This window comes from Domibacillus epiphyticus (assembly GCF_001975785.1).
Classification (GTDB): Bacteria; Bacillota; Bacilli; order Bacillales; family Domibacillaceae; genus Domibacillus; species Domibacillus epiphyticus.
This window is the reverse complement of sequence record NZ_MSFI01000012.1, coordinates 30014-42050: the sequence shown is the minus strand read 5'-3', so window position 1 is coordinate 42050 and position 12037 is coordinate 30014. Positions and strand designations below refer to the sequence as shown.

The window sequence follows — 12037 nt, the reverse complement described above, 5'->3', positions numbered from 1 at the left end:
ATAAATAAAAAAGGGGGTAGCAACATGGTGGACGATACAAATGAACTTCTAGAGGAGACAGTGCTTCGGGGTCCGCAAGGCCCAGCAGGCTCGCAAGGACCGAGAGGGGAAACCGGTCCACAAGGCCCAACGGGAGCGGACGGAGCAGTAGGCCCGCCGGGACCTCCGGGAGCAGATGGAGCAGCAGGACCTGCAGGTCCGCAAGGTCCTCAGGGCTCTCAGGGCCCGCAAGGCCCAGCAGGCCCTCAAGGTCCGAGAGGAGCAGATGGAGCAGTAGGCCCTCAAGGTCCAGCGGGAGCAGACGGAGCGGCAGGTCCGCAAGGTCCTGTGGGAGATACAGGTCCGCGAGGTCCTGCGGGAGAACCGGGTGGTCCGCAAGGTCCGAAAGGGGACACAGGCCCGCAAGGTCCTATGGGGGAAACGGGTCCACAGGGCTCGCCGGGCCCAATAGGCCCGCAAGGACCAAAAGGGGATCAAGGTCCGCAAGGCCCGGTTGGAGAAACGGGTCCACCAGGTCCGATGGGAGCAGCAGGCCCGCAAGGGCCGAAGGGAGAAACAGGTCCGGGTGGAGCTGCAAGCACATTAGACGGACTGAATTCTACCCAATTTCTTCGCTCGGATCAGTCAGACATTTTAAAAGGGGAGTTAACAGTAACAGAAAATTTAACGGTAGAAGGGAATTTTATTCGTTTTCCTTTAAGCCCCGTGCCTCCGGCTTCTCCTGTCAAAGGGATGGTTTACTACAATACAAGTATTAATAAGCTGCAAATATTTACGGGTTCGATTTGGAAAAGTATCTTTACTTCGTAAATTTAAAAAAGAATCATGTAAATTTTATTTAGATTTACCCAATGGGTGAGTCTTTTTTATTTGTTTTTTTTGTTTAGGAGTCGATTGTTTTGTGAAAAGCTGCAAACATGTTTACACCCGGAAAAAATTTTTCCGGGTGTTTTAATGAATATCCTCCTCTTTTACAGGATGAATGAATAACGAATTCATATGTTGAATAACGATTCGTTTGAGTTTCTCCTTCGATAGACGGTTCGGTTCGAGCATTGCATGCAGGGCAAGGCCGTCCACAATAGCATACAATCTTTCGGCCTCAAATTCTCTATCCAGTCCATATTTTAACAGGCTTCTTCGCTCAGGAGATGACAGAATATGGATAATTCCATCCGGAATACCGTCTTCCTGCCTTGCAAGTGTTCTTTGTAATTCGCATTTGCCATGAAGTGAAACCATATGGACATTTCTGTCATGCTTTCTTCATATGCTGGAATGAGTATTCATTCTGCTCCCTATTTTGAAATCACTTCAAAAAATTTTCGTTCCGATACAAGCTTTACGCCATATCCTGCCTGCTGCCATTCTTTCGCTTTCTGGATCTTCTTTGCCACCATTCCGTTTCGGTACTTTCTTGCGTCCGATTCTCCTACGATGAGATAGTCCGTGTCTTTTTTCAGTGTTGTGTGGACGCTCGCACCTATGTTTGTGACGAGTTCGATGGCGTTGGAACGTTTCATGGAGGTAAGTGTGCCGGTGAAGCAGAGTGATTTATTGTAAAAAGGATGTTGTTTGTCTGTTTTCAAGGGTAACTGCGTCTTTTTGCGGGTAGTATTGTTTTTCCTAAAAGCGCCCCCTTTCAAGTAGCCGAATGAGTAATCGATCTCGTTTAGCAAGCTGTGAATCGTTTCGTGATCTTTTGTCATATTCATGACGATCGTCGCGCAGGCAATGGCATCTTCCAGTGCGTTATGGTGCTCAAACTGAAAATTGAAATGACTGGCGACAATGTTTAGTTTATTAGAAGGCAGATTCAGTAATTTTTTCGCAAGCATGCAAGAACAAAAATAGGGATTGTCCGGCAGCTGCAGTTTATATTTTTGTGCCGTTCCACGCAGCACGTTAATGTCAAATTGGGCGAAGTGGGCAACGATCGGATCATCCCCGATAAAGTGGAATACGTCTTCAAAAATATCTTGAAATGAAGGCGCATCTCTCACATCGTTTGGATGAATGCCATGGACCGCGATGTTTCGGCTGTCAAATCGTTCGCCAGGATTAACGAGCGAATAATAGGTATCTATCATTTTATTATCTACAACTTTTGCCAGACCAATGGAACAAACACTGCTCCGGCTGGCATTTGCAGTTTCAAAATCTAGTGCCACAAAATTCATCATGAGATCGTTCTCCTTAATGAGGAATTGGTAGAATAAGTGTACTGCTTTTTTTATGGAATCACAATAAATCAATTTTGAATCGAACAAGCGTGTCAGAATTTGTCGAACGATTTTATGCATGGAAAAATAAATTATATCTTATAATAATATAAGCCCAATATTTCGGGTATCGAACAATATTATATTCCTTAAAATCCTGTAAAGGGTGGCGTCAGGGATATCCTGAAATAAAGTCGTCATGACGTGGAACGATCCCACCGGCTTTATTGACCTAATCATTTAGTGTTTAGCGAGACCTTTGCCATTTGTGGCGAGGGTCTCTTTATTTTTGTATAAGAAGAAGGAGGAGGAAGTATGGAATTTTTATCAGGGGAGTTTTTAACCGCACTTTTTGCCATTATTATGATTGACCTGGTTCTTGCCGGGGATAACGCTATACTAATTGGGCTAGCCGCCCGGAAACTTCCGAAAGAGCAACAGAAAAAAGTAATCCTATGGGGAGCAGTTGGAGCAATCGTCATTAGGATCATTGCTACGCTGCTAGTCGTTTATCTTCTGCGTATCCCTGGACTTCATTTAGTCGGAGGATTGTTGCTCGTATGGATTGCGTACAAGCTGCTTCTTGAAGAAGAGGAACATGAAGTGAAAGCGGCAGATTCTATGTGGGCAGCCATTAAAACCGTTATCATAGCCGACGCTCTAATGGGACTAGATAATGTGTTGGCGGTTGCCGGCGCAGCTCATGGGAATTTCCTTCTGGTCGTGCTGGGGTTGCTCGTTTCAATTCCAGTCGTGATGTATGGAAGCACGTTGATCCTTAAACTAATCGAACGTTATCCATTCATTATTATGGTGGGATCCGCAATCCTCGGATGGACAGCGGCCAAGATGATTGTCGGAGAGCCTTTCATGCATGATTATTTTACGAACCCATTTGTGAAATATGGATTTGAAGCATTAGTCGTTGCCTTGATTTTGCTGGCAGGCAATATAAAACAGAAGAAAGTAGAACGCGAAAAAAATAAAATCGCTTAAAAGAAAAATTGCGAAGAACGTCTTCCCACTTAGCTTAAAAACTCATCCTTTGATTTATAAGATCATCGATTTGATACGTGATATTCTCTTCTCAATAAAACTTGCTGTCATTAAATGTTAGGCGATTATAGAATAAGTTGATGAAAAGTGTTGCAGATGATTTAGAGAAACAGTGAGTAGATTTAAAGCAAAGAGTAATTAAAAGACGTTTTTTATTGTATAATAGACAAAAACCGACAGAAGGTGTCATTATGCAAAAGTTAGGATGGGGATTAACGATTATCGGGTTTGCCGCGATATTAGGCGGTATTTTGTACCCGCTTGAAGTAATCAGTAAAACGACATTTTTTTCACTGCTCATAGGCGGTGCGTGTGTCATGTTTATTGGCTCGATGGTGAGAAGTTTCTCCATGCTTAGAAAATAAAGATTCGCTGCTTCTTATGGAGCAGCGTTTTTCTTTTACTAAATAACCTGATCAGAAATGAATAAATATTCCTGGTTTATATTTTTTGAAAATGGGTATATGAATACTAAAAAAGCAAAGAGGGAGACAGCATGAGGGAACAGAGGGATACTTATGATCACAATTTGTTTTGTAAAAAGCTTATCCAGTTGTTAATTGATTACGAGATGTGTACGGATGAGGAAGTGAAAAAGAATATACATAAAGATATAGAGCTGATTGAAGAGGCGATTTATCAGCTTTATTGATTCGAAGAAAATATACTTATAATTTTATTAAAGAGCGAGGGTCTTAAGCCTCGCCACGAAGCATTCATTTATCTGAAGATATCTTATAATGAGTGACGTTTATGTCACAACTGGATAATCATTGAAAACTGCCTGGTACGCGCCGGGCAGTTTTTTTATAGGCGCCCTGGGCTAATGCATAAAAAGGAACAAGCAGATTGCTTTTCAAGATGTTAACAGATATGGTGTGAGAGGAAAAACTCTTTTAAAGGATGGATATAAATTGGATCAGTATAAAGAAATATCGGAGTTTGTCTACACTTACATATGCAGCGAAGAAGAACGCTCGTTATGCCGTCTTGAGATGCGCTCTCTTTTTGGCGGTGAGTCTTGTTCGAATATCTTCAGGAGTTCCGTTAAAATCGATCCAAGCAGAAGTCCGTTTATAAAGGAACGGATCGATGTGATGTTTGAAGGGGATGACATTCGGGATATTTTGAAGCAAGTCGAACAGCTTCGATTAATGGATGGTACGTTCAAAGTTCTTTTTGTAAAAATAAATGATCTGGATAAATCCAAAAAAATAGAATATCAAGAGCGGCTTAAGATTGAGCGGGAAATCGGCTCGCGGATCCGAGGGAAAGCAGATATTCATCGTCCAGATTTTCTGTTTGGCATAGGGACTGTTGACGGGAGATGGTTTTTCGGACCATACCATAAAAACGAAGCAATCTGGTTTCTTCATATGAAGAAACCTCGCGAATACTCTACTGCGCTTAGCACCCGTGCAGCCCGGGCCATCGTAAACATCGCCGTCCCAAATCCAGAAGGTGTAAAAGTCATTGACCCGTGCTGTGGGATCGGGACAGTATTGGTGGAGGCACTTTCAATGGGGATTGATATTGTAGGACGCGACATTAATCCTATAGTTGCAGCTGGATCAAGGGAAAACATCGCTCACTTCGGGCTCGTAGGAGACGTGACGCTCGGACCGATATCAGAAGTCATAGAAAAATATGATACAGCGATAATCGATTTACCGTACAATCACTGTTTGCGTGCAACGCCGGAAGATCAGCTTTCCATCCTGAAACATGCCCGCCGTTTCGCAAAAAAAGTGGTTGTGGTCACCGTTAAAACGATTGATCATATGATTGAAGAAGCTGGATTTGAAGTAATAGACCGCTGTGAAGCGAAAAAAGGGTTGGCAGGCACATTTTCCAGGCAAATCATTGTGTGCGTGTAAGAAACAAAACATTTCCTGAAACAGGAAAATAAAGGTTGTTGCAATTATAGTTAATTTTTCACATTCTTATCTATATATTTGTACATTTGGTGAAATGTTGGGTATATATGCTTGTTAATTATTGTCGAATTTTATCATAATGTGTATAATACTCCTATTGCCTGTCTATAAAACATCCTGGGTCTAATTATAATTATCTATATTTAGGATGCAAAAGAATGTGTTTATTAACTCAACAATGATTTTCTTGCGCTAAAAGCATGAAAACTTTGGTTAGTCCTTTTTTGAAAAGGGCTTTTTTCGTTCGAAGAGTGAAAAAATACTTACAAATGATATTGGAGGTGAAAAAGTCAGGAAGCGATCAGTTTAGCAAATGAACTTGTTTGGATTAAAAAATGGATAAGACCTTGAAGTTGAGATCTTAATAATAAAAGAGGGGTTAACGAATGAACATAAGTAAAAAGTTATTTAGTGGTTTTTTTGCCGTATTAATTTTATTAGGTTTTATTGCATCCTTTAGTGTGTATCAGCTTACATCTATTACATCTACATACAATTTCTTGGCTGGCGAGCAAGCAACAAAAGCGTTAAATGCCAAGGAAATCAAATATTTATCTGCAGAACAAGCGAAAAGTGTACGGGGATACTTAGTAACGGGCAAAGATTCAACCCTTCAAAATTTTGAGGAAGCACAAAAACAGTACAACACAGTATCAAAGCAATTGGAAGCTGTTCTGTTTACAGCTGGGGGAAAAAAGGTTATTCAGGAGCTAAATCAGATTCAAGCAGAATACGTTCAAACTGCTGAGCAAGTGATTCAATACAAGCAGCAAAATAACGTAAAGGCCTATACAGAACTTCTTAATGAGGAATTAACGCCATTAACAAATGAGATTTCTGAAAAGGCACAAGAGCTTGAGAAAATGTGCCTGGATTTATTGAATTCAGAAAATGAAAAGACGAAAAAGCAAGCAGCTCATGTGAAAACAATCTTATTAGTAGTCTCAATTCTTGCATTAATTATCGGTATTGCGATTGCCCTGTACATTAGCCGGTTGATTTCGAAACCTGTTACAGAGGTAGCAAAAGCGGCTGAACAAATCGCTGAAGGAAATCTTGCTATAGAAGACATTCAAGTGAAAAACAGAGACGAAATTGGCACCATGGCTGATTCTTTCAATCAAATGAAACAAAATTTGCGCGATTTAATCCGCAAGGTGAGTGATAGTTCTGACCAAGTCGCTGCTTCCTCAGAAGAACTGTCAGCAGCTGCCGAGCAATCTGCCCAATCTGCCAATCAAGTAGCCGGGGCTGTACAAGAGATTTCTACTGCAGCGGATGGGCAAATAATTAGCATGGAAGAGAATAAAAGAGCGATGAATGAAAGCGCACTTGGCCTTCAAAACATTGCGGAATCAGCTTCTGTTGTTTCAGCCTCAACGAAAGAAGTATTGCACGAAGCGGAGCAAGGAAACCAGGTAATCGTTCAAACGATTCAGCAAATGGAAGGTATTGCTCAATCTGTAAAAGGTGCAGCTAATGTAATAGAAGAATTAGGTGATCATTCAAAACAGATTGGCCAGATTGTTCAAGTCATCAGTGATATTGCAAACCAAACGAATCTATTGGCACTTAACGCAGCAATCGAAGCGGCCCGTGCTGGTGAACAAGGAAAAGGATTTGCCGTTGTGGCAGACGAAGTAAGAAAGCTTGCGGAGCAATCTCAGCAATCATCTGAACAGATCGCGTCCTTAATTAAAAACATACAGGAAAGCACGAGTCATGCGGTAACTGTAATGCATAAGGGGACAGAAGAAGTGCAGTCTGGAACCGTGATCGTGAATCAAGCGGGAGAGGCTTTTATCCACATTTTAAGTTCCATTAAAAACGTTACCGATCAAGTACAAGAAGTATCAGCAGCAACAAAAGAGATATCCGCAAGTACAGAACAATTAGCTGTTTCAGTCGACCAGCTTACACGTACATCAGCCGACATCTCAACCAATACACAGGGTGTCGCTGCAGCTTCACAAGAACAGCTTGCTTCAATGGAAGAAATTACAGCTTCTGCTGATTCCTTAAGTAAGCTCGGACAGGATTTACAGCATGAAATAAGCAAATTTAAAATATAATTCAAAGCCCCGTATTCATTCATTTGAGTGCGGGCTTTTCTCGTTTAAAATAATGATTTTGATAAGAAGGGCATCGTGTTTATATTTAGCGGGTTGTGGGAATGATGGAAACATGTAGATCATTTTTACAGGAGGTATTTCTAATGGCGGAAGACAAAGCGGTACATCATAACGACTCAATTGAACAGCAGAACAAGAAAGAAAAAGGACAGGATATAGAGCCGCAGCGCGCGCAAGATAAAAAGAGACCCGGGCAAGAAGATAAAAATCCCGATGATTTTGAATAACTGAATATAAAGAAAGACGAACTTTATACGGTTCGTCTTTCTTCCTTTATATTCTATTCAAGAGGCAAAGGCCGTAACAGTACCTTGATGGATGGGGGCATTTTAAGGTCTACTTGTGCTTGTTTTAAATAATGGTACATTGCTTTTCCCCCGGTTGAGTTCGCCGAGTGTATGGTAATTCGGTCCGCAAACAACTGATGTTTCACCATTAATTGGACAAGAAGAAATCCATTTCTTGTTTTACATACTAAATCATGATCCAGTGACAAATGATCAATATGATAATGCTTTAATAAATCAAAACAATCGTCAATCGTTTTAACAAGCGTGTGGCCTGGAGGACAAGTTCGGTAATCATCAAGAAAAACATTGATACTCATTTTACCAATCCTCAGTTTTCGACATATTATTAGTGTAACATAAATTAAAAATATTCAGAACAATATGCAGTACTTTCGCTTGTAGGTTAGAAATGATATAGTCTTATATATCGAAATGAGAAAAGAGGAAAGAACATGATTGATCATATTGTACTGGTGAAATTTGCTGAAACAACAACGGAAGAACAATTGCAGGAAGTGGTAGACCGCTTTAAAGCATTGAAAAACCATCTTACTGGGGTCGTGGATATTCAAGCGGGTATCAATTTCTCAGAAAAAACAAAAAGTCAGGGCTATCAAGTTGTATTGAAAACTCGTTTTGAGGATCATGCAGCTCTTGAAGCATATGGACCAAATCCGGAACATCAAGCGGTTGCTGCTTATATTCGTGAAGTGGGAAGACTGGATAGTATTGTAGTTGACATCGAAATTTAAGTGCTGTAAGGCCTAATAGATGTCACTTATAAGAAGGAAAAGGACATTCTTGAAACGGAGTGTCCTTTTTGTGTATTTCAATTTATTTCCCCTTACATGCAAAAGCCACAATAACAGGCGTAACATTATGTGGAAAATAGACCTTTTTTAGGATAAGTGGTATAATAAATTTACATTTTTTAAATATTCCCCTCTTAAAAACTTCTCAAAAATGCGTTTTTCACTTATACCCTACCTTTATATGGAACGACAAAAGACTAGCGGCCACACATTAATTGGGTGAAGAAATCTGAATTTCTCTCTTGATCCATAATGAAGTAATGAAGAAGCGCTATAAAAGTACATTTTTTAAAACAATTTATACGTGATTATATTGCGCTTTTTTTTTCGAAAAGAAATGGGTTGATATGAAACATCAAAAAAATTAGTATCTGGAGACACTATTATCTGTTAATAACAGAATAGTGTACTGAAAACTGGGAGGGAAAATGTGTAATGATGAGGTCAATTATTCGCTTTAGTATGAAAAATGCGGTTGCCTTATGTTTAGCGATGCTTCTTATTGTCGCTGGAGGAATCTATTCTTTGAGGGAAATTAACATTGAGAAATATCCGAATGTAGATATCCCGTATATAACGGTTGTTATGCCGTATCCGGGGGCTTCTCCTGAGCAGTCAATGAAGGATCTTGGAGAGCCGGCCGAGAAAGAACTCATGAATATTGAAGGAGTAGAAAATGTTTATACAGACGGTGTGGCCAATGCTGCTTATGTAACGCTGGAATTTGACATGTCCGTTAATATGGACGATGCCGAACAGCTTGTCAGGTCTTCAGTAGATAAAGTGTCCCTTCCTGAAACGGCTAAAAATCCAGAAATTATTTTACAGGGTCCGGAACCTGATCCAACTGTTTTCTCAATGGGGATATACTCAAAAAACGAGCAATCAGACATTCAGAAATTTGTTGATGATGAGATCACACCAAAACTTGAAGGAATTGACGGCGTTTCGAAAGTGGAAATAGGCGGAGACGAGGAAAAGACTGTGAACATTCGTCTTCTTCCTGAGAAACTGAAAGAGAATGGGATTACGCTTGATGACGTAAAGACAGCCATCAATTCGAACAACATAGCCATTCCTACAGGGGATTTGTCCCTATCAGATGAAGTTTTGCCAGTACGGGTTAGAAAAGAATTAACATCTATTGATGATGTGAAAAATATTCGTCTCTTTAAGCAAGGAACTGTACAGGGGGGAATACCCGGACTTGAGAATTTAAAACTAAGTGAAATTGCTGAGGTTGCTTATGAAAGTGAAAATGTGAGCAATTTCACCCGCATTAATGGAGAGCCTGGCGTGCGCTTTGGGATTATTGCGGAAGGTGGAGCGAATGTCGTTGCGATCGTAGAGGAAGCGAAGGAAGAAATGGGAAAAATTCAGCTTCCAGAAGGATTTGAAATGAAAACGCTCCGTGACCAATCGATTGAAATTGAGGAATCGGTGAATGCGATGCTGCGAGAAGCCTTGCTTGGAGCAGTTATGGCTGTTGTTGTGACGATGCTGTTTTTACGCAATATTCGATCCACCATTATTGCTGTCATATCCATTCCACTATCCATTCTTGCTTCATTTACTGTTCTTAACATGCTTGGTTATACGTTAAATATTATGACGCTCGCAGGAATTGCCGTGGCTGTGGGACGTGTCGTGGATGACTCGATTGTTGTCATTGAAAATGTCTTTAGAAGAGTCAGAGCCGCGGAAGAACGGAGCGAAAAACTTGTGGAGCAGGCGACAAGGGAAGTGGCTTCTGCCATTACATCTTCCACCATTACGACTGTGGCGGTCTTTTTACCGATGGCTTTCGTGCCGGGAATTGTCGGGAAATTTTTTGCGCCCCTTGCCTGGACTGTCGTAATTTCATTACTATTTTCACTTATTGTCGCTGTTACCGTCGTACCGCTTATGTCGAGAATATTCCTTTTGAATATTTCACCGAAAGAACATAAGGAAACGTCCCTGCAAAAAGGATATCGCAAAAGCCTGCAATGGGTGCTGCGAAATAGAATGGGGACGCTCATAATAGCTGTTGTGCTTCTTGCTGCTTCTATTGGTTTTATTGCGCCAAGGCTTGGCACAACATTCCTGCCTCAAGAAAAAGTGAGCAATTACGATGTAAATGTCACGATGAAGAAAGGAACAGCTCCCGAGAATACAAGTGAAACAGCAAGCAAAGTCGAAGATATTTTGTTAAATAAAGAAGAAATAGAGCTTGTCAGTACAAGTGTTGACGGACAAAATGAGCAAGCGTCCATCACGTTTGTCGTCAAAGAATCTGTTGAAGACGTAGATGGACTTATAGAAGAACTTCGTGATGGATTTGCGGATGTAAAAGAAGCGGAAGAAATCTCTGTAGCCGGTGTCGGAAACTTTGCAGGGGGCGCACAGTCGCAATACGTACTTGTTGTAAACGGGTCGAATCTAGAAGAGATTAAAACGGCCAGCCAGGATATCCAAAGCAAGCTAAAAGGAATTGATGGAATGGCCGATGTTAGCTCATCACTTGATGGCGATGAACCGGAAATTGAAATCGATCTTAACGAAGAAAAACTTGCTGAAAATGGGCTCATGCCGGCAATGGTGGGACAGAGTCTTCGCGCTCTTATAAATGGTGATGTTGTTACAACCATGACACTTGAAGGGGAAACAACTGACGTCAAGTTAAGTGTAAAAGGGAATGAAATGACCTCTCTTAACGAACTGGGTGAACAGGAAATTAATAACGTCATGGGTTTGCCTGTTGCGCTGAAAGAAGTGGGAGAGTTAAAACGGGCCAATAACAGAATGGCCATCACACGGTTGAATTCAAATGAATATGTGATGGTTACTGGACAAATTACAAGCCCGAAAACAGGGGAAGTGACGAAAAGAGCAGACGAAGCAATTGCTGATCTAGATCTTCCTGAAAGTGTAAGTTACTACAAGGAAGGGGCTTCCGCAGCCATGGAGGATGGCTTTACAAACATGGCGATAGCCATCGCTGTTAGTATCCTTCTTGTGTATATCGTAATGGTTATTGCTTTTGGAGAAGGAAAAGCCCCGTTTGTTATTCTATTTGCCATTCCATTTTCAGTGATTGGTGCATTGCTCGGACTTTTTATTGTCAAACAGCCGATTGGGATGCCTGCTATGATCGGTCTGCTCATGCTGAACGGAATTGTTGTAACAAATGCCATAGTATTGATTGACAAAGTGAAGCAGAATGAACGGAGCGGCATGGATAAGAACGAATCCATAATCGAAGCGGGAGTGGTTCGAATTCGGCCAATCCTCATGATAGCAATTGCTACAGTTGGCGCGCTAATTCCGATGGCGATATCGAGTCATGCGGGAATAGTATCCGCATCACTCGCCGTTGTCGTCATTGGGGGACTGACAACATCTACTCTTCTGACACTTTATATTGTGCCGGTAATGTATAGCTTTTTTAATCCGAGAAAAAAAGTAAAAAGAATAAAACCGGAAATGAATACGAAGGCTGTATAAAAGGATATATTGTCCGGTAAATTCAATAGAAAAAGATCATATGATTCAGGCAGCTTGTGTACCCTATCATTAGGGCACAAACTGCCTATTTTATTCGTTGAG

12 protein-coding genes are annotated in these 12037 nt (G+C 41.1%); 9 read left to right on the top strand and 3 right to left on the bottom strand.

The genetic code is table 11. The annotated features are described in order from the left end of the window. The first annotated feature begins 24 nt into the window (after positions 1–24). Complete coding sequence (locus BTO28_RS08500) at positions 25–810, top strand: collagen-like domain-containing protein (RefSeq protein WP_076765253.1); 786 nt, start codon at positions 25–27, stop codon at positions 808–810. A gap of 141 nt (positions 811–951) precedes the next feature. Here the strand turns inward: BTO28_RS08500 and BTO28_RS08495 are convergent, their stop codons facing one another. Both BTO28_RS08495 and BTO28_RS17130 read right to left on the bottom strand, forming a co-directional pair. After that, complete coding sequence (locus BTO28_RS08495) at positions 952–1242, bottom strand: TetR family transcriptional regulator C-terminal domain-containing protein (protein WP_076765251.1); 291 nt, start codon at positions 1240–1242, stop codon at positions 952–954. Between the two features lie 56 nt (positions 1243–1298). Continuing rightward, entirely contained in the window at positions 1299–2183 is an 885-nt protein-coding gene (locus BTO28_RS17130; protein ID WP_076765250.1) for an exonuclease domain-containing protein, read from the bottom strand. Between the two features lie 354 nt (positions 2184–2537). Here BTO28_RS17130 and BTO28_RS08485 point away from each other — a divergent pair, with 354 nt between their 5' ends. From BTO28_RS08485 to BTO28_RS17265, 6 genes are all read left to right on the top strand, one after another. Then, positions 2538–3218, top strand: coding sequence for a TerC family protein (locus BTO28_RS08485; RefSeq protein WP_076765248.1), 681 nt, complete (start codon positions 2538–2540; stop codon positions 3216–3218). 251 nt (positions 3219–3469) lie between these two features. Further along, complete coding sequence (locus tag BTO28_RS17270) at positions 3470–3643, top strand: hypothetical protein (RefSeq protein ID WP_198936753.1); 174 nt, start codon at positions 3470–3472, stop codon at positions 3641–3643. Positions 3644–3774: 131 nt separating this feature from the next. Further along, positions 3775–3930: a hypothetical protein gene (locus tag BTO28_RS17125; RefSeq protein WP_158068804.1), complete on the top strand. Its 156-nt coding sequence runs from the start codon at positions 3775–3777 to the stop codon at positions 3928–3930. A 262-nt stretch (positions 3931–4192) separates the two neighbouring features. Further along, positions 4193–5155, top strand: a complete 963-nt coding sequence (locus BTO28_RS08480) for a TRM11 family SAM-dependent methyltransferase (protein ID WP_076765245.1) — start codon at positions 4193–4195, stop codon at positions 5153–5155. A gap of 446 nt (positions 5156–5601) precedes the next feature. After that, on the top strand, positions 5602–7287 hold the full coding sequence (locus BTO28_RS08475) for a methyl-accepting chemotaxis protein (RefSeq protein WP_076765243.1): 1686 nt from the start codon (positions 5602–5604) through the stop codon (positions 7285–7287). A 143-nt stretch (positions 7288–7430) separates the two neighbouring features. Continuing rightward, positions 7431–7574, top strand: a complete 144-nt coding sequence (locus BTO28_RS17265) for a hypothetical protein (protein WP_198936752.1) — start codon at positions 7431–7433, stop codon at positions 7572–7574. 53 nt (positions 7575–7627) lie between these two features. On the opposite strand, the gene BTO28_RS08470 is transcribed toward BTO28_RS17265, so the two are convergent. Continuing rightward, a complete protein-coding gene (locus BTO28_RS08470; RefSeq protein WP_076765241.1) occupies positions 7628–7954 on the bottom strand; it encodes a cyclic-phosphate processing receiver domain-containing protein in 327 nt (108 codons plus the stop codon). 135 nt (positions 7955–8089) lie between these two features. On the opposite strand from BTO28_RS08470, the gene BTO28_RS08465 reads away from it, so the two are divergent. After that, positions 8090–8389, top strand: coding sequence for a Dabb family protein (locus BTO28_RS08465; protein WP_076765239.1), 300 nt, complete (start codon positions 8090–8092; stop codon positions 8387–8389). Between the two features lie 495 nt (positions 8390–8884). Further along, the gene (locus tag BTO28_RS08460) at positions 8885–11935 is read left to right on the top strand and encodes an efflux RND transporter permease subunit (protein WP_076765237.1); all 3051 of its coding nucleotides are present in this window, start codon (positions 8885–8887) and stop codon (positions 11933–11935) included. The last annotated feature ends 102 nt before the right edge of the window (positions 11936–12037 follow it).